19 protein-coding genes are annotated in these 18,275 nt (G+C 62.8%); 8 read left to right on the top strand and 11 right to left on the bottom strand.

Going from position 1 to position 18,275, the window contains the following annotated elements; all coding sequences use genetic code 11:
- Positions 1 to 9 precede the first annotated feature (9 nt).
- The gene (locus ASD63_RS09150) at positions 10 to 912 is read right to left on the bottom strand and encodes a LysR family transcriptional regulator (RefSeq protein WP_034790410.1); all 903 of its coding nucleotides are present in this window, start codon (positions 910 to 912) and stop codon (positions 10 to 12) included.
- Positions 913 to 1,025: 113 nt separating this feature from the next.
- Here ASD63_RS09150 and ASD63_RS09145 point away from each other — a divergent pair, with 113 nt between their 5' ends.
- From ASD63_RS09145 to ASD63_RS09125, 6 genes are all read left to right on the top strand, one after another.
- Complete coding sequence (locus ASD63_RS09145) at positions 1,026 to 1,763, top strand: SDR family oxidoreductase (RefSeq protein WP_060529074.1); 738 nt, start codon at positions 1,026 to 1,028, stop codon at positions 1,761 to 1,763.
- Between the two features lie 225 nt (positions 1,764 to 1,988).
- A complete protein-coding gene (locus ASD63_RS09140) occupies positions 1,989 to 2,270 on the top strand; it encodes a DoxX family protein (protein WP_060529073.1) in 282 nt (93 codons plus the stop codon).
- 339 nt (positions 2,271 to 2,609) lie between these two features.
- Positions 2,610 to 3,293 (top strand): MFS transporter, encoded by a 684-nt coding sequence (locus tag ASD63_RS35630; RefSeq protein ID WP_200953459.1) that lies wholly within the window; start codon positions 2,610 to 2,612, stop codon positions 3,291 to 3,293.
- A gap of 52 nt (positions 3,294 to 3,345) precedes the next feature.
- Positions 3,346 to 3,756, top strand: coding sequence for an MFS transporter (locus tag ASD63_RS35625; RefSeq protein ID WP_200953457.1), 411 nt, complete (start codon positions 3,346 to 3,348; stop codon positions 3,754 to 3,756).
- Positions 3,757 to 4,021: 265 nt separating this feature from the next.
- A complete protein-coding gene (locus ASD63_RS09130; RefSeq protein WP_113187759.1) occupies positions 4,022 to 5,227 on the top strand; it encodes an MFS transporter in 1,206 nt (401 codons plus the stop codon).
- A 124-nt stretch (positions 5,228 to 5,351) separates the two neighbouring features.
- Positions 5,352 to 5,990, top strand: coding sequence for a LysE family transporter (locus ASD63_RS09125; protein WP_060529072.1), 639 nt, complete (start codon positions 5,352 to 5,354; stop codon positions 5,988 to 5,990).
- Between the two features lie 64 nt (positions 5,991 to 6,054).
- Here ASD63_RS09125 and ASD63_RS09120 read toward each other — a convergent pair whose 3' ends face one another.
- Entirely contained in the window at positions 6,055 to 6,540 is a 486-nt protein-coding gene (locus tag ASD63_RS09120; RefSeq protein ID WP_060529071.1) for a hypothetical protein, read from the bottom strand.
- Between the two features lie 139 nt (positions 6,541 to 6,679).
- On the opposite strand from ASD63_RS09120, the gene ASD63_RS09115 reads away from it, so the two are divergent.
- The gene (locus tag ASD63_RS09115; protein ID WP_051659196.1) at positions 6,680 to 7,273 is read left to right on the top strand and encodes a TetR/AcrR family transcriptional regulator; all 594 of its coding nucleotides are present in this window, start codon (positions 6,680 to 6,682) and stop codon (positions 7,271 to 7,273) included.
- Positions 7,274 to 7,346: 73 nt separating this feature from the next.
- Here ASD63_RS09115 and ASD63_RS09110 read toward each other — a convergent pair whose 3' ends face one another.
- The 9 genes from ASD63_RS09110 to tauA all read right to left on the bottom strand — a co-directional run bounded on the left by ASD63_RS09110 (position 7,347) and on the right by tauA (position 16,508).
- Positions 7,347 to 7,811: a hypothetical protein gene (locus tag ASD63_RS09110; protein WP_060529070.1), complete on the bottom strand. Its 465-nt coding sequence runs from the start codon at positions 7,809 to 7,811 to the stop codon at positions 7,347 to 7,349.
- Positions 7,812 to 7,927: 116 nt separating this feature from the next.
- Positions 7,928 to 8,938, bottom strand: coding sequence for a phosphate acetyltransferase (gene pta, locus ASD63_RS09105; RefSeq protein ID WP_060529069.1), 1,011 nt, complete (start codon positions 8,936 to 8,938; stop codon positions 7,928 to 7,930).
- Positions 8,938 to 9,975 carry a YeiH family protein gene (locus ASD63_RS09100; RefSeq protein ID WP_034790424.1) on the bottom strand — a complete coding sequence of 346 codons (1,038 nt, stop codon included), beginning with the start codon at positions 9,973 to 9,975 and terminating at the stop codon, positions 8,938 to 8,940. Before ASD63_RS09100 ends, pta begins: the two co-directional genes overlap by 1 nt.
- A gap of 73 nt (positions 9,976 to 10,048) precedes the next feature.
- Positions 10,049 to 11,824, bottom strand: coding sequence for a sulfoacetaldehyde acetyltransferase (xsc, locus tag ASD63_RS09095; RefSeq protein WP_034790425.1), 1,776 nt, complete (start codon positions 11,822 to 11,824; stop codon positions 10,049 to 10,051).
- Between the two features lie 34 nt (positions 11,825 to 11,858).
- Positions 11,859 to 13,259, bottom strand: a complete 1,401-nt coding sequence (locus tag ASD63_RS09090) for an FAD-binding oxidoreductase (protein WP_060529068.1) — start codon at positions 13,257 to 13,259, stop codon at positions 11,859 to 11,861.
- A gap of 18 nt (positions 13,260 to 13,277) precedes the next feature.
- The gene (locus ASD63_RS09085; protein ID WP_156623684.1) at positions 13,278 to 13,658 is read right to left on the bottom strand and encodes a nuclear transport factor 2 family protein; all 381 of its coding nucleotides are present in this window, start codon (positions 13,656 to 13,658) and stop codon (positions 13,278 to 13,280) included.
- Between the two features lie 117 nt (positions 13,659 to 13,775).
- On the bottom strand, positions 13,776 to 14,603 hold the full coding sequence (locus tag ASD63_RS09080) for an ABC transporter permease subunit (RefSeq protein WP_034790428.1): 828 nt from the start codon (positions 14,601 to 14,603) through the stop codon (positions 13,776 to 13,778).
- Complete coding sequence (locus tag ASD63_RS09075) at positions 14,596 to 15,408, bottom strand: taurine ABC transporter ATP-binding protein (RefSeq protein ID WP_034790429.1); 813 nt, start codon at positions 15,406 to 15,408, stop codon at positions 14,596 to 14,598. Before ASD63_RS09075 ends, ASD63_RS09080 begins: the two co-directional genes overlap by 8 nt.
- Before the next feature lie 83 nt (positions 15,409 to 15,491).
- A complete protein-coding gene (gene tauA, locus ASD63_RS09070) occupies positions 15,492 to 16,508 on the bottom strand; it encodes a taurine ABC transporter substrate-binding protein (protein ID WP_034790430.1) in 1,017 nt (338 codons plus the stop codon).
- 144 nt (positions 16,509 to 16,652) lie between these two features.
- On the opposite strand from tauA, the gene ASD63_RS09065 reads away from it, so the two are divergent.
- Positions 16,653 to 18,149: a PLP-dependent aminotransferase family protein gene (locus tag ASD63_RS09065; protein WP_060521160.1), complete on the top strand. Its 1,497-nt coding sequence runs from the start codon at positions 16,653 to 16,655 to the stop codon at positions 18,147 to 18,149.
- Positions 18,150 to 18,275: the final 126 nt, after the last annotated feature.

The raw sequence follows: 18,275 nt of genomic DNA, 5'->3' as shown, positions 1-18,275 counted from the left end.
CCGAAGCGGCTAAGCGACGATCTCGCGTACGAAGTCGAGAAAGGCGCGGAGTTTTGCAGGCATCAGGTCCGAGCGGCGATAATAGGCATGGAGCGGAAAGGTTTCTTCTGACCAGTCCGGCAGGATCTGGATCAGATCGCCGTCCGACAATTCGTCCCTGACATAGATCTCGAGCAATTGCGCGATCCCCGCGCCGCTGCGGCAGGCGGCAATCAGTGAGCCCGTGTCATTGACCATGACCCGGCCGGTCGCCGCGAACGGTATGGCTTCGCCACGGCTCTGAAACTCCCAGGCGAAGGGGCGCCCGGTCGCCGGGTCGCGGATGAGGACGCATTGGTGCCCGTGCGAAAGATCGGCTGGCACTTGCGGCCTGCCATATTTCTTTAGGTATTGCGCCGACGCGCAGGTGAACACACGCGTTTCCAGCAGCAGCTCCGTATGCATCGAATGGGCGCCAGGCTCGCCGAAGCGTACGGCAACGTCCGTCCCCTCGCCGACAAAATCGCCGATCGAGTCACGCACGAAGATCTCGACCGACAGTTCCGGATAGCGTTCGAGAAAGTCATTGATCCTCGGGGCGAGCACGAAGTGCCCGAAGGTCCCATCGACATTGATCCGCAGCTTGCCACGCACGTGCGTTTTGGTGCCGCCGGCCATGATCGCGGCCTCCTCGATTGCCGAAAGAAGTGGCGCGACGAGTTCATAAAAGCGCCGCCCCTCGTCCGTCAGCGAGATTGCCCGGGCGCTTCGATTGAAAATACGTATGCCGACGCGCTCCTCCAATCGGGCCACTGCGCGGCTGACCGCAGGCTGAGTCAACCCCATTGCTTCACCGGCCCGTGCAAAGCTGCCGGCCTCGACGACTGCTGAAAGCACTCCGATCCCGCTGAGCAAGCGCGCATCAAACGTCATGACAACTCATACTTTCAGTAATTTATCTCCTGCAAATTATGCATTTTTTCTTCTCTCATGCTAGGCGTATCCTCCTCGCGATCAATAGACGGAACACCTGAAAGGCTTGGCACATGAGCAACAGCAACAAGGTCGCGCTGGTTACCGGAGCGTCGCGGGGCATTGGGGCGGAAATCGCCAGGCGCCTCGCCGGTGACGGCTTCAAGATTGTCGTGAACTATGCGGGACGCACTGAGGCGGCCAAGGCGGTCGCGGACGAAATCATCGGCGGCGGTGGCGACGCACGCGTCATTCAAGCGGATGTCAGCGACGCCGGCGCGGTTGCCGCGATGTTCGACACGGCCACGCAAGCCTTCGGCGGGGTGGACGTCGTCGTCAACAGCGCCGGCATCATGAAGCTTGCACCGATTGCCGACGTCACCGACGACGTCGTCGACGATACCATCGCGATAAACCTGAAGGGCGCGTTCAACGTCTGCCGCGAGGCGGCGAAACGACTGCGCAACGACGGCCGGATCATCAACGTCTCGTCGAGCGTGATTGGAATGCGCCTGCCGACCTATGGCATCTACATTGCCACCAAGGCGGCGGTCGAAGGACTGACCCAGGTGCTGGCGCAAGAGATGCGTGGCCGCGGAATTCGCGTGAACGCGATCGCCCCCGGGCCTGTCGCGACGGAGCTGTTCCTGAGCGGAAAGAGCCCTGAACTGCTGGAGCGCATGGCAAAGATGAACCCCCTCGAACGGCTCGCTGACCCCGAGGATATCGCCCGTGTCGTCTCGTTCCTCGCCGGACCGGAAGGCGCGTGGATCAATGGCCAGGTCATCCGGGCAAACGGCGGCATGTGCTGAGCCGCACGCATCTCCTCACAACGAATGCTCATTCATGGAAGGAACTTCCCGTGACACAGGCTACCACGCATGCCATGGTTCTGCCGGATCTGGGAGCAGCACCGGACTTTATCTGATCTTCAACCTCACCGCGGCCTTTGTCGCATTACTTGATGCTGAGGATCACGACGGGTGAAGTCATGAGCTGGTTCGGCTGGGAAAAGCTCTTCAACGGCGACATGCCCCGTGACATCGAGCTTTTCCAGAGTCGGGGCCTCGATCCGGCCGCTCGCCTATCTGACTATCGCCTTGGAGCTTTTCGGCGGTATCGCAATTGCGCTCGGGCTTCTGACCCGCCCCCTCGCCTTCATGCTCTTCATCCAGATGATCGTCATTCTGGTTGTGGTGATGATCCCACGCGGCACGGGCTTTCAGCTTTCGACGGTATGGATCGGCGTCTTTGCCTATCTCAGCGCCCATGGGATCGGACGCTGGGCGCTGGACCGGCCGATTGACCGGCAGGTCTGAGCGTTCCACCGCAGATCATGTGAGGCCAGGGTCTGCCTTGACCACGAGCGCCTGAATGGGCCGGTCGCGCGATAGCGCGGCTGGCCACCCAGCGGTTCGTTTCGGATACCGATCGGGAAGAACTGTTGTGTTCCCTAAACCTCTTTGCTAGAGGTTCCTTGTCGTATTCAGCTTAGGCGAGCATTCATTCGCATCGCCATGACCCGAACCATCGGGGTCCGCAGCGCCGACACTCTCCCCCCCCAAAAAAAACGCTTCGATCCTTCCGGCGCCACGAACGGGCTAGACGTCTTCGCGCGCCGGTTCTCTCCTGCTTCTCAAGCTCAAGGACGATAATCCGTGCCCTCACGCTTCATTTTGCCCACCCTCGCGCTTGCCGTTTTCTTTGTCGGCGCGACCGAGTTCATGCTGTCGGCGATGCTTTCGCCCCTGGCCGTGGCCTTCGAGACGACGCCGGCGCACGCCGCATGGCTCGTCAGCAGCTACGCGCTTTCCTATGCCGTGGCCGCGCCGATCTTCGGCTACCTTTCCGATCGCATAGACCGTCGCCGACTTCTGCTCGTGTCGCTGGTTCTGTTCTCGATTGACGGCCTCGCGCTGACGATCGCGCCGAGCTTCGGGGCAGCGATCGTCCTGCGGGTCTTCGGCGGCCTGGCGTCGGCGGCTCTGATTCCGACGGCCTTTGCCCTGGTGGCAGACATCATCCCCGCGCACCGACAATCCGCCGCGATGATAGGCATGACATCAGGCATCGTCTCGGGGCCGGTCATCGCCGGCGTCCTGACGGAGGCATTCGATTGGCGTGCGCCTTTCCTGGTGACTGCCGCCGGCTGCCTCGACAGTTGCCATAGCCCGGAGTGCGATTCCCGCCCGGGCGGGAAATCCCCCAGTGCCGAAGATGGGGCGTCCTGTCTGGCTCGGCCGTGGCAATTTGATCCGCCCCCTGGCCGCGAAAGGCCTTTGGAACGGAACGGCTGTCGGCGGTTTCCTTCTTGCCGGCGAGGTCCTGCGGCTTCGTTATGACTTCGGCGTTGGGGCCACCGGCGTCTCCATCTCGGCTTTCGGTCTGGGACTCTTGCTTGGCAACCTCGGCGTCGGCCGAGCCGCACGGCTGTTTCGCGGTGACAATCGCACGCTGATCGTTGCGCTGTTCCTCCTGAGTGCGGCGGTCGGCGGCTTCATGCTCAACCCCCTGTCGTTCACGGGAGACCTCGTTTTCCTGACGGCATGGGGCTTTGCCTTGGGGCTCGCCGCACCGACGAGCACCGCCATTCTTGCGAGCCTCGCCGGAGAGGAAAAAGGTCAGGTGCTTTCGCTTTCGGAAAGCCTCAACAACCTGACGATCCTGGCCGTGCTGCCGCTTGCTGCGATGCAGCTCGACGTGACGGGTGCAACTGGAGCGGCGCTGGTCCTTGCCGTATTCCTCGCGATCGGTGTTTTCCTCGCGATCGCGGACCTTGCCACCCGAAAGCCGACAGCGCCGTGAGACCTGTCTCGCGGGGGGAGGCCTGAGTCGGGGCGAACGAGGCGGCGGAGCAAGAACCGCGCCTTGCCGGCAAGCTCCGGGGCGTCCTCAGAGGAAGGTTGGCCAAGAAAGTGCCCGTGCGAGCCTAACCTCCCGCCCCGACAGCTCATTTTTTCGCGCGCAGCGTCATCCGGTGGTTGCCCGCCTATCGGAGGATGCATAAGCTCCCCGCCGCGCGGCATCGCCGCAGGCCGTTTCACGGCATCCTGGAGTCAAGAAATCAACCATGACAGTCGCCATCCCTGCCGTGACACGCCCGAAGACGCATCTGGCCGTCCTGGTCGTTCTCGGGGTCACCCATCTCCTCAACGACCTCATGCAGTCGCTGATCCCGGCCGCCTATCCGATCCTGAAGGACGCCTATGCGCTCGACTTCGTGCAGATCGGCATGATCACCATGACCTTCCAGATTGCCGGGTCTCTGCTGCAGCCGGCGATCGGCATGGTCACGGACAAACACCCCGCCCCCTATTCGCCAGTCGTCGGGATGATGTTCACGCTCTCGGGCCTGGTCAGCCTCGCCCTTGCCGATAGCTATGCCATGATCCTTGTCTCTGTCGCGCTGATCGGCATCGGGTCGTCCATTTTCCACCCGGAAGCCACGCGCATGGCGCGCTATGCCGCCGGCGGCCGGCAGGGATTGGCGCAGGGACTGTTTCAGGTCGGCGGCCAGGCAGGCGGCGCACTCGGTCCGGTTTTTGCCGCGGTGATCATCGTTCCCTGGGGGCAGCCGAGCCTCGCCTGGTTCGCCGCCCTGGCGTTGCTGGCGATGGTGCTTCTCGCGTGGATCGGCGGCAAGCAGCGGGAGATCAGCGCCGCATTCATGGCGCTGCGGGCGGACAGCAAGAGGGCGGGCAGCATCCGCCACGCGCCGGCGACGATTGGCGCCGCTCTGGTGGTCCTGACGCTGCTGATGTTCACCAAGAACGCCTATGGCGAAAGTTTCCGCTCGTTCTACACCTTCTACCTCATGGAGAAGTTCGGCCTCTCCATCCCTTCCGCACAGATGATGTTGTTCATCTTCCTGCTCGCCTCGGCCGCAGGCGCACTGATCGGAGGGATTGTCGGCGATCGCATCGGGCGCTACCGGATCATCTGGATCTCGGTTCTGGGGCCGCTTCCCCTGACGCTGATCCTGCCACATGCCGATCTGTTCTGGACCGGCGTGCTGACGGTGATGATCAACCTGATCATGGCAAGCGCCTTCGCATCGATCCTGATCTACGCCATCGAGCTGTTGCCGAACCGCATCGGGCTTATCGGCGGGCTGTTCTACGGCTTGAACTTCGGTCTCGGCGGCATTGCGGCAGCGCTTCTCGGGATACTGGCCGATAGTTACGGCGTCGAAACGGTCTATTATATCTGCTCGTTCCTTCCGCTTGCGGGGCTTCTCGCGTGGTTCCTCCCGAAGATCGAGGAAGGTCATTCTTGACGAACGTCTCCCACTCTCTCCACGGAGAGAGCGGGAGCGGACATGCCCGATTGTGGGATGACGCAACGCGTTTCATACTCGCCCTGCGTCGACGGCAGCAGCGTTCTAAAGAGAGGATAGTGACATGCATGAACTTGCAATTCTTGCCTCCATCCTGGGCGTCTTCCTGCTTGGAGCCATGAGCCCCGGGCCGAGCTTCATCGTGGTGTCGCGGATCGCGATCGCACGGTCCCGCGCCGATGGATTGATGGCAGCGGTCGGCATGGGCATTGGCGGCTTTTTCTTCGCCTGTATTGCGGTCGCCGGCCTGACGGCGATCCTTCTTCAGGTTGAATGGCTCAACATCCTCCTGAGGCTCGCCGGTGGCGCCTATCTCGCCTGGATCGGCATAAGCATCTGGCGGGCCGCACCGCAGAAGATAATGATTGCCGAGACACCCGCCGACCAGCCGAGCACGCTCTGGAAATCCCTGCTGCGGGGGCTCTTCGTTCAGATCTCCAACCCGAAGACGGCGATCTTCTACGCCTCGATGTTCGCCGCGCTGTTGCCGTCGCCGGCGCCTACCTGGATGCTTCTCGCCCTGCCCCCGCTGCTCTTCATCAACGAGTTCGCGTGGTACGCAATCGTCGCCCTCGGCTTTTCCTCCCACGGCCCGCGGGTCGTCTACCTGCGCTCCAAGACCTGGATCGACCGCGCCGCCGGCGCCGTGGTGGGCGCACTCGGGCTGAAGCTGATGACGGATAGCGCACGAACAATCGCCTGACGGCGCTTGTTCGCAGCGTTGCCTTATCCGAACGACCGGCGCGGCCGCCGGCACCTAAATCCGATCACCGGACGGGACGCCGCAACAGGGCGAGCGTATTCAGCGCGGTGATGACGGCGAGCGGGAATTGGGCGATCCCCGTCAATTCAAAAAGCAAATTATCCGGCAACCGGTACACGGGCTCGGGAAACAGGGACCGTGCTGCATCTGTTCCGAAGCCGAAATAGGCGGCGTTCTTGACCACATGGTTCCAGCCTCCCTCGTAGATGCCGATCATTGCGACCGGAAAGGCGAGCACGACAAGGGCGGCCAGCCAGGTCGCGACACGTCCAGCTGTGGTCCCGCTCCTCGACCGGCCAACGAACAGGGCGGCCACAATGACTATTGCCGCCGGCACGGCCAACTGGACGATATGGAGACGCCACGGTGTTTTATAGATGTAGGCGCCATAGGCGTGATGCACGCTCGTCAGGGTGAGCAGGAAAAGCGCGCAGGCACCCGCTTTTCGAAATGGGGAAGAGAGAGGGGACGTTGCAGAAAGCGCAACCATGGCTGTTCCTCGATGTTGACTAGACGACATTCGGCTAGCACGATCCGGAACACGGTGTTCGGAAGTTGCGAAACAGAAGGGCGCCTCGTGTACCGAATGGGACTGCAACGCGCGCTCGTTCGGAAAAAGGAGAACAAACTTGCCGATCGATCGACGCGTGGCCCGAACGCGCACGGCGCTCTGTGAAGCTCTTCTCGCCTTGATACGCCGCAAGCACTACGAACTGATCACCGTCGAAGACATCCTGACCGAGGCGAATATCGGGCGGTCGACGTTCTATGCGCACTTCACGTCGAAAGACGACCTTCTGAAACGCAGTCTGGAGCGTCTGCGCGATCTGCTGGTGACTGCAAAAGACAAGACGATCTCATCGCCACGCGAGCGGGAGCGAGAAGAGGCGTGGGATCCCAGCCGCGCCTTGTTCGAGCATGTCGCCGAACACGCGGACATCCAGGTCGCACTTGCCGGCGGACGCGGAGGCGGCATCGTTCGCGATGCGGTTGACGGGGTGCTTGCGGAGGTCCTTCGCCAGTCGCTCCCCGCCACGATGCATGCCGCTCTTCCGCGTGACCTCGTGATCCGTCACATGGTCTCCACGTTCAACGCCGTTCTGCGCTGGTGGCTGGAGGAGCGACCGGAAATGCCTCCCCGGGAAGTCGACGCTGCGTTCCGAAAACTTGTACTTGATGGCCTGCCGCCGGAGACATGCCGGCCCTTCATCATGACGTCGTGACCGACAGCCTGCGCGGCAACCGAGCTTTGCTCCGCCGCGAACACGAAGGTTTCGCTGCGAGAAGATCGTGCTCCTAGTTGGCGCACAGCATTCGGGCGTCGAAAGCGCTTTGCTCTTTGTTGAAGCGCACTGCGATGGCCTTCTTCAAACCATCAGGGTGCACTTGAAGCACGCCGTCGGCCTGGCCGGTTTCGGCAGGCGTCTCGATCTGCCGATAATTCACGAGGCCGGGCACGAGATCTACCTGCTCGACATAGCCCGGTACTTCGAAGCTATAGACGATGTCCGTCGAGACGAGTTCGAGGTTCACCACCGCGCCGGCGGGAAGCGTGAACCGAGCGCCAACGGCGCATTGGACGGTGGGATCATCTACGAGACGTTGGCCTGGCTTGCGGTATTCGAGCGTGAGCGCGCCCTTATCCGCCCTCAATAGGATCGTGAGATCATCGTCAGGCGACGCGGCCTCCTCTGCTGTTGCCATACCCGACGATACGAAGGCCATGGTAAGAAAGACGATGATCCTTGACGCCCAAGTCATTGTTCGGTCTCTCCTTTAGGTCGACAGTCGATGGACCGCCGATGGTCCAATTCGACCCAAAGGTGATAGCTTTGCAAGGCTCAACCGGCAAGGCGGTTCGCTGTCACTTGCGCTACTTAGCCGGCCGACTTCCTGTCCGACGCCTGAACGACTGTGACGGCGATCATGTGGAAGACGTCGTCGGCGTTGCAGCCGCGCGAGAGATCGTTGGCAGGCTTCGCAAGCCCCTGCAGGATCGGGCCGATGGCGGTGGCGCCGCCGATGCGCTGGGCGATCTTGTAGCCGATGTTTGCCGCGTCGAGGTTGGGGAAGACAAAGACATTGGCCTCGCCATGCAGCGCCGATTGCGGCGCCTTTGCCGCGCTGACGGCCTCGACAAAAGCGGTGTCGAATTGCAATTCCCCGTCGATCACCAATCCCGGCGCTGAGGCATGGGCCAGGCGCGTCGCCTCCACCACCTTCGAAACGCGCTCATGCGCGGCACTGCCGGCCGTCGAGAACGAGAGCATCGCCACCTTCGCCGGTTTGCCGGAGAGCGCCTCGTAGGAGCGTGCCGAGGTCACGGCGATATCGGCAAGGCCGGTGGCGTCAGGATCCACAACCAACCCGCAATCGGCGAAAACGAAGGCGCCCTTCTTTTCGTGGTGCGGCGCGCAGAGCATCATCAGGAAGAAGCTCGACACCAGTCCGACATCCGGTGCCCGGCCGATGGTCTGGAGTGCGGCGCGCACGGTATCGGCGGTGGTGGCGACAGCGCCCCCGACCGTTCCGTCTGCCTGATCCTCGCGGACCATCATGGCCGCAAAGACAAGAGGCGAGCGTACGGCTGCTGCCGCGGCCGCTTCGTCGACACCTTTGCTACGACGGAGATCGTGGTAGGCAACGGCAAGGTGCTCAGTCAGCGCAGACGAAGTCGGATCCTCGATGCGGATTTCGTCTGGTGCGCCGCCGGCGGCGTGCAACTCCTCCGCGACGATTTTCCTGTCGCCGACGAGCGTGATCTTGGCGATACCGGCGCGCACGGCGCGCAAGGCGCCTTCGACGATGCGTGGGTCTTCGCCCTCGGCGAGCACGATATGGCGCGGGGCGGCTTTAGCGGCCTCGATAATGCGATCGAGCGGTTTCATCAGGCGTGCCCCAGATAGTGAATGCCGACGAGGATGAAGAGAGCGATAAAGACGGTTTCGGCGACGATCAGCGCGACGGCGTCGCCACCGACATCGAGCACGCGGCGAAGCGACGTGCGCATGCCGACGGCGACGATGCCGGCAAGCAGCGCCCAGCGCGACGTTTCCATGCCGGCCTTGGCCACCAGTTCCGGCACGAAACCGAAGGAATTCAGCGCTGCAAAGATCAGGAAGGCGACGACGAAGCCGGGCAAGAGCGGCGGGCGCTTACCGGTCTCTCCCTCAGGCTGCGGTACTTTGCGCAGTGACAGCGAAAAGATGAGCACGACCGGCGCCAGCATGGTGACGCGGATCAGCTTGACGAGCGTCGCCGTTTCGCCCGCCTCCGGCGAGACCGAGAAGCCTGCGCCGACGACCTGCGCGACGTCATGGATGGTGCCACCGAAGAAGATGCCCGTGGCGCGCGCGTCGAGCCCCATGGTCTGGGCGAGGATCGGATAGGCAATCATCGCAAGTGTCGAGAGCACGGTGACCGAAAGCACGGTGAAGATCAGGTTGCGCTCGGAAAATTCGTTCTTTGGAAGAACGGCTGCGATCGCCATCGCTGCAGACGCTCCGCAGATTGCGACCGAACCGCTGGTGATAAGCGCTAGCCGCCAGCCACGCCCGAGAAGCTTTGCGGCAAGCAGGCCGAAGCCGATGGTCGCGGCGATGGCTGAGATGAGGAGCAGGATCGTGCTTGCGCCAAGCCCGATGAGGAGGTCGACGCTGATGCGCATGCCGAGCAGCGCCACACCGATGCGCAGCACTTTCTTGGCACAGAAATCGATGCCGGCGACGCAACGCCCTTCCTCGGACAGAAAGTGAAAGGCGATGCCGAGCAGGAGCGCCATGAGCATGGCCGGCGCGCCGTAGTGGTCGGAAAGGAATTGGGCAGCGACGGCTACCGCCGCGGTAACGGCAAAGCCAGGCCAGTAGGCCGCAAAGCCGGAGGGTACGCTTCGGAAGCGTTCGTGGACGGAGGCGACGAAGGTCATGGTTCTGTTCCGGTCATCTGCGGGTGGCTTCGCCCCGCCCGGGGTACCGGGCGGGGCTTGACGTAATCGAGGATCAGGCCCGCTTCTGGGGGCGCATGTCGGCGCGATCGATACCGGCAACGGGCACCGGCTTCTTCATCGCGTCGCGGCGGAAGGGTTCGCCGAGCTCCTGGTTGAGGATGACTTCGATGAAGGTTGTCACGCCCTTCTTCTGGTCGGCGATCGCAGTAGACAGCGCCTCAGTCAGCGCCGCCGTCGTATTAACGGCAACACCCTTCAGGCCGCAGCCTTCAGCCACCTTGGCGTAGGAGAGGTTGGGGTTGAGCTCCGTGCCGACGAAGTTGTTGGCGTACCAGAGCGTCGTGTTGCGCTTTTCGGCACCCCATTGGTAGTTGCGGAAGATCACCATCGTTATCGCCGGCCATCCCTCGCGGCCGATCGAGCCCATCTCGTTCATCGAGATGCCGAAGGCACCGTCACCGGCAAAACCGACCACTGGCACATCAGGGCAACCGATCTTGGCGCCGACGATCGACGGGAAACCGTAGCCGCAGGGGCCGAACATGCCCGGCGCCAGATATTTGCGGCCCGCTTCGAAGGTCGGATAGGCATTGCCGATCGCGCAGTTGTTGCCGATGTCGGTGGAGATGATCGCTTCCTTCGGCAGGGCCGCCTGGATCGCACGCCAGGCCTGGCGCGGTGACATGCGGTTCGGCTCGCGCGAGCGTGCGCTTTCGTTCCATTCCGTGCCCGGATCATCGTCCTCGTGATCCATCGAGGAGAGTTGCTGCTGCCAGGCCGAGCGGGTCTGGTGGATCGCGGCCTTGCGCTCCTCGCGGCCGGCATCGCCGGCAGACGGCGAGAGCAGCTCCAGGATCTGGCGGGCGACCTGCTTGGCATCGCCGCAGATGCCGACCGACACCTTCTTGGTAAGCCCGATCCGGTCGGCGTTGATGTCGACCTGGATGATCGAGGCGTTCTTCGGCCAGTAGTCGATGCCGTAGCCCGGAAGCGTCGAGAACGGATTGAGCCTCGTGCCGAGCGCCAAGACAACATCGGCCTTGGAGATCAGCTCCATCGCAGCCTTCGAGCCGTTGTAGCCGAGCGGGCCGACCGACAGGCGATGGCTCCCCGGGAAGGCGTCATTGTGCTGGTAGCCGCAGCAGACTGGCGCGTCGAGACGCTCGGCGAGCTTCATGGAATCGGAGATGGCATTGCCGATGACGACGCCGGCGCCGTTGAGAATGACCGGGAATTTTGCCTCGGACAAAAGCTTGGCCGCTTCGGCAATCGCCTGCGGGCCACCAGCCGGGCGCTCGAAGCGAACGATCGCCGGCAAGTCGACGTCAATCACCTGCGTCCAGTAGTCGCGCGGAATGTTGATCTGCGCCGGCGCACAGCCGCGCCAGGCCTTTTCGATCACCCGGTTGAGGACTTCAGGGATACGCGAGGGATCGCGTACTTCTTCCTGGTAGCAGACCATCTCCTCGAACATCGCCATCTGGTCGACTTCCTGGAAACCGCCCTGCCCGATCGTCTTGTTGGCCGCCTGCGGCGTGACCATCAGAAGCGGCGTGTGGTTCCAGTAGGCGGTCTTGATCGCGGTGATGAAGCCGGTGACGCCGGGGCCGTTCTGGCCGATCGCGACCGACATCGTGCCCGTGGCGCGGCTGAAGCCGTCGGCCATCATGCCGGCATTGGTCTCATGGGCGCAGTCCCAGAATTTGATGCCGGCCTTCGGGAACAGGTCCGACACCGGCATCATGGCCGAGCCGATGATGCCGAAGGCATGTTCGAGGCCATGCATCTGAAGAACTTTGACGAAGGCTTCCTCGGTGGTCATTTTCATGGGGTGGTTCCTTTCCTGGTATTATTTCAGAGAGTTAGAGGATCTCGTCACGGAGGTAGTACCAGCGGTACATTCCCCATTGGCCGAGCCGTCGGAACGGCGTCAGAAGCCCGTGGCCCGGCAGAGGCGAAGTGAAGATGGGAAGGTCGAGGCCGCCGCCTTTGCCGGCGACCATCTGGGCCATGCGACGGCCGGCCTGGGCGGAATACATCACGCCGTTGCCGCCATAGCCCATGGCGTAGAACAGCCTCTGGCTCCGGTCCGGCTGGAAGATGCGCGGCATCATGTCGTGGCTGACATCCACCCACCCCCACCAGGAGTAGTCGATGTCGATGCCGCGGAGTGCCGGGAACTTGCGGTAGAGACCGGCAAGCAGAAGCTCGAGATGCTTCGGATTGCTCGCGTCGCGTCCGGTGATGGCGCTGCGGCTGCCGATCTGCACCCGGCCATCCGGCAGCATGCGATAGTAGTGACGCAGCGTCCGCGTATCAGTGAGCGGGATGCGCGCCTTGAAGTTCAGCGCCTTCTGCTCGCTTTCCGTCAGCGGCCGAGTGACGATCGAGTTCGACAGGATCGGCATCAGTCGGTGGCGGGTGAGCGCGTTCATGCCGGGTGACGTGTAGCCGGCCGTCGCAATGCAGACGGCACGCGCCCGCACCGTTCCGCCAGGCGTCGTCAGGTAATGCATGCCGCCCTTGGCGGTGCAATCAAGTACCGGGCTCGACGTATGCACCTTTGCCCCCAGCTTGCGGGCAAGCCTGAGGTAACCGAAGGCGAGCTTGGCGGCATGGATGCCCATGCCATCGGGCTCATACATCGCCCCGCGGGCTTCCTCGTCGCGAACGAAATCGCGGTGGATCTCGTCGCGCGAGACCATGCGGGCGCGATAGCTGAAGGTATCGTTGAGGACGCGGACCTCGCTTTGCAACGCCGGCAGCATCTTGTCGCGGTGGGCGATATAGAGATGGCCGCCATCCTGCGGATCGCAGTCGATTTCGGGCTCGCGGACGAGAGAGCGAAAGAGGTCGAATCCCTCGGAAATCTCCGCATGCATCTTGCGGGCAACGTCCACGCCCCAGCGGGCGATCCATTGCGAGCGCTTCAGGCGGCCGGCAGAAATCTGTGCCTGCCCGCCGTTGCGGGTGCTGCAGCCCCAGGCGACGCCATTGGCCTCCAGAACCGTTGCCTTGATGCCGTGCTCGCGCGCCAGATGAATGGCGCAGGAGAGACCGGTATAGCCGGACCCGATGATCGCAACATCGACATCGATATCGCCCGTGATCGGACCGTCGTCCTCCGGTTCGGGACCGGCAGTGCCGATCCAGTAGGTCGGCGCATAGTCCTTGCCCGTGCCGGGGCTGCGGGCATGGTTGGGGTCATAGGCCGGGTCAAACGGCTCTCTTTCTGGCTTCAAGGGTGTGGCGCGCAGTTGCATGGCTCTAGCTCCAGGCCATCAGTAGCGGGGTTGCAGGACCGGGCGGTTCTTGCGGAACGCCTGCTTGCGCACGATCTTGCCGTTGCGGAAGGTGAAGAGGTCGCAGCCTTCTGCCTCGATGCGGCTGCCGTCGGCAGCCGTGCCGGAGAAGGTCCACTCGGACACGCCGCGATCGCCTTCGACGAAGTGGCTGTGGTCGCCCCATTCGGCGTCCGGCATCGATTTCCAGACCCCGCTGAAGGCATCTGCGATCGGACCGGTGCCGACGAAACGGTTGCCGTAGACCTCCGGGCCGCCGACGGCGTTGAATACGCAATCTTCGGCGAAGAAGTGCATGACCCCGTCGATGTCATGCCGGTTGAAGGCATCGAACAAGGTTTTGAGATCGGTTGCCGTCAGTGTCATGGTCCTGTCCTTTGTCTTGGTCGTAAGGCATGGCTTCGCCGGAGACGGGAAAGGCCGTCTTCAAAAGGCCGCCAGGCCGTATTCAGTTGAAGTGTCGGAGGTAGCCGCCGGTTAGAGGCGGCCCTTCCAGGGGATCAGCGCCTTTTCGAGGTAGCGGATCAGAAGATCGAAGGCGAAGGCGAAGATGCCGATGATGAAGATGCCCATGATCACCGTGTCGCTTTCGAGGTTTTCGGCGGCATTCAAAACCATGAAGCCGAGGCCTCGGTTGGCCGCCACCATTTCGGCGGCAACCAGGGTGGTCCAGCCGACGCCGATGCCGATGCGCATGCCGGTGAAGATCTCCGGCAAGGCGGCCTTCATGATCACCTGACTGATGACCTGCCCGCGGGTGGCGCCCATCGCATAGGCAGCGTGGATCTGTTCCGTCGAGACCGAACGCACCCCTGCCCTTGCGGCAATTGCCATCGGCGCAAAGATCGCCAGATAGATCAGGAACACCTTCGGGAACTCACCGATGCCGAGCCAGATGATGACGAGCGGCAGGTAGGCGAGCGGCGGCAACGGCCGGTAGAATTCGATGATCGGATCGAACAGGCCGCGCACGAAGCGATTGACGCCCATGAGCACGCCAATCGGCACGGCGGTCAGCAGCGCCAGCAGGAAAGCGCCGAACACGCGGCCGATACTGGCAAGCGTGTGCTGCATCAGCGTCGAGTTCGAAACACCGTCGGTCATCGCCAGCATGAACTTGTCCCAGACCGCCAGCGGCGACGGCAGGAACAGCGGCTTGACCCAGCCGCCTTCGGTCACGAGGAACCAGAGAGCGACGATGACGACCGTCGTCGAAAAGCTGATGAGGCCGCTGCTGCCTTCACCGGGCGCGCCGAAGATCTTGCCGGCCTTTACGGGCTTGGCGCGTGTCACTCTGTCAAGCATGGGCCACCTCCGGGTTGCCGGACGCACGTTCGTCGCCATAAATGATGCCGAGCACTTCTTCGCGCATGCGGATGAATTCCGGGCTGGATTTGATTGCGCGCGCATTGCCCTCGGCGAGGAACCGCTTGTTGAAATTGAGCTCGTAGGTGTGGGTGATGCGGCCCGGGCGCGGCGACATGACGATCAGCCGCGAGCCGAGGAACAACGCTTCTTCCACACTGTGGGTGATGAAGAAGAACATCTTGTTGGTGAGCTGCCAGACCTTGAGCAGCAGCTCCTGGATGGTCTCGCGTGTCAGCGCGTCGAGTGCTGCCATCGGTTCGTCCATCAGGAGCATCGCGGGATCGCAGGTCAGCGCCCTTGCGATGCCAACACGTTGCTGCATGCCGCCTGAGAGGTGATAGATCATGTGGCGGTGGAAGTCCTGAAGGCCGACCAGAGCTAGGTTCTTGGTGGCAAGATCCCGCCGGGTCGCCTTGTCGACGCCGCGCAGCTTGAGGCCGAACTCGGTATTCTCGATGACGTTCAGCCACGGCAGAAGCGCGTGCTTCTGGAAGACAACGCCGCGCTCGGCGCCAGGTCCGTTGACCTGGTGGTTGCCAAGGGTGATGTCGCCTTCCGACGGGGCCATGAAGCCCGCCATCAGGTTGAGCAGCGTCGTCTTTCCGCAGCCCGATGCGCCCAGCGCAACGACGAAGTCTCCGCTGTTGATGGTAAGGTTGACGCCTTTCAAGGCGATGATTGCCTGGTCCGAATAGAGGCCCGGGTAGGTCAGACTGATGTTTCTGACGCTCAATGTTTCCATGAGAAATGCCTCCCTGCACCTCGGTCACGGTCTATGGTGGTGCGCCGGCCGCTCCTCAACGGCCGGGCAATCGACAGATTAGCCTATTGTGCGGCCGCCTTGGCAAAGTCGGCGTTCACATAAGGCGCGTAGTCGTCGAGCGACTGGCTGATCTGCTTCTGCTCGACGAGGAACTTGGCGCTTTCGGTCAGTGCACGCGTGGCGCCGCCGCCGAGCCAGACCTCGGAGGCCTGCTCATCCGCATTCGGGAACGAAAGCAGGCGCAAGGCTTCGACGGTGCTCGGGCCATCGCCGCCGATCAGCTTGACGATGCCTTCCACTTGTGGCGACTCCTCCGTCCACGCCGCCTTGTTGGCGTTGTAGTCGGCATAAGCGTCCGCCAGAACCTTGGTGAAGGCTTCCATCAGCTTCGGATTCTCCGAGGCCCAGGCCTTGTCGACCACCAGCCCGTCGAAGGTCGGCACGCTAGCCGCGCCAATCACCTCGGAATCCGAGATCGTCTTGCCGGTCTTCTGGATTTCCGAGAGCGCCGGCGGCCAGACATAGGCGGCGTCGATATCGCCACGCTGCCAGGCGGCAACGATCTGCGGCGGCTTCAGGTTGAGGATTTCCACCTCGCGCGGATCGACGTTCCAGACCTTGTTCATACCGACCAGCAAGTGAAAATGCGACGTCGAGACGAAAGGCACGGCGACCTTCTTGCCCTTGAGATCGGCCGGCGTCTCGATGCCCGAGCCCTCGCGGGCGACCAGCGCTTCCGACTGGCCGATATTGTCGAGGATCCAGAAGAGCTGCAGTTCGACGCCGCGCGTCGCGGCAGCCGCAGTACCGGTCGAACCGAGAACGCCGATCGGCACGTCACCGGAGGCAAGCGCCGTAGTGATGTCGCCGGCCGAGCTGAACTGGCGCCAGTCTATCGAATAGCCGGCCTCCTTGGCGGCTGCATCGAAACGGCCATCGGCGATCGCAGCCACGAACGGGCCGACGATCTGCTGATAGCCGACGACGAGTTTCGTTTCGGCATAAGCGACGCCGGATGCGGCCAGGCTCGCGACAATGCTGGCGGCTGCGGCCAGTCGTCTGAAATGTCCATGTAGCATTTGTCTTCCTCCTCTTTGTTTATTCGCTGACCGTTTCTCCGGTCTTGCTGATGACGATAAGGCCGAGATCCGGCTTGCGTTATATCCAGTCTGGAAGTTGAATAGATCCAGTTTAACGCCGTCGGGGGAGCAGGCGTCGTGCAGATGAACGTTTCCGAAACCATTTTTTTTATCGATCGCGACAGTGGGATCGGCTTGCAGGCGCAGTTGCGCGAGACGGTCGTTTCGGCAGTGCTCGCCGGAAGGGTGCAGCCGCGCGCGCATCTGCCATCCAGCCGCAAGCTCGCCGACTATCTGCGCATATCGCGCATCACGGTGACACTCGCCTATCAGGAACTGATCAATCAGGGCTATGTCGAGGCGGTTAACCGCAGCTCCTATCGCATCTCCGGCAATCCGCCGGGCATGGATGTGGAAGGGGAGCGCCCATCCGCCGGCTCCAATCCGATCGACTGGAGCCGCAAGATCAAGATGAGCTTTGGCGTCGTGCGCCAGGTCGCCAAGCCGCTGGACTGGCGGCGCTATCCATTCCCCTTCCTCTATGGCCAGATGGACCCGACACTGTTCGATCTCAATGCCTGGCGCGACTGCGCCCGGCGGGCATTGGCGCGAGAGGATTTCGTGCTGATGGCGAGCGACTTTGCCGCGGCCGACGATGTGCGGCTGGTCAACTACATCTGCTCGCGCACACTGCCGCGCCGGGGCATCCACGCCACGCCGGACGAAATCCTCGTCACCGTCGGGGCGCAGAATGCGCTCTGGATCGTGACCCGTCTGATCCTGGAGAAGGGCTCCGCCGCCGTCTGCGAAAACCCCTGCCATCCCGATATCAGCGCCTCGCTGCTGTTGAGCGGCGCCGACGTCACCACCGTCGATGTCGATGTCGAGGGCCTGTCACCGGATGCCTTGCCGGAAAACGTCGATGCCGTCTTCGTGACCCCGAGCCACCACTCGCCGACCGGCGCGACTATGCCGGTGGATCGGCGAACGCAACTGCTGCAGGCTGCGGAAGAAAGAGATTTCGTGATCGTCGAGGACGATTACGAGTTCGAGATCAGCTACCTCGCTCCGCCTTCCCCGGCGCTGAAGGCGCTCGATCCGTCAGGCCGGGTGCTCTACATCGGCAGCTTCTCGAAATCGCTTTTTCCCGGGCTTCGGCTCGGCTACCTCGTGGCGCCAGCCCCCTTCATTCGCGAGGCGCGTGCGCTTCGCTCGCTGATGTTGCGCCACCCGCCCGGACACCTTCAGCGCACCGCAGCCTATTTCCTGGCGCTCGGCCATTATGACGCCGTGCTCCACCGGATGCGGACCGAATATCACAAGCGCCACGTAATCATGGCCGAGTCACTGCGTAGGGCGAACCTGAAAGTCGCAGGCTCCTCGACCTTCGGCGGCACGTCCTTCTGGATGGAGGGACCGGAAGGGCTCGATGCCGACCGGCTGGTCAGCGAATTGCGGCAGGACGGCGTGCTGGTCGAATCCGGCTCGCCCTTCTTCCCCAGAAGCGACCAGCCCTGCCGCTACTTCCGCATGGGATATTCGTCCATTCCAAGCACAAGCATTGCCGAGGGCGTCGCCCGGGTTCGCGCCCGCATCGACAGTCTTTGCGGCGGCAGCGAGCAGGCCTCCGTGGCGAAGTGACAGGTTGACCGCTTGTGACTTTCCCTATCGAGCTGGCCGTAGCGTACCTTGGGCTAAGGCGTCCTCTCCATTGCCCGGAATGTTGCTCGCGCCTGAGCCGATCAATCGGTCATTTGGATTGTCGCC

It is taken from the genome of Ensifer sp. Root558 (assembly GCF_001427045.1).
Taxonomy (GTDB): Bacteria; Pseudomonadota; Alphaproteobacteria; order Rhizobiales; family Rhizobiaceae; genus Ensifer; species Ensifer adhaerens.
This window is presented reverse-complemented; position numbering and strand designations above follow the sequence as displayed.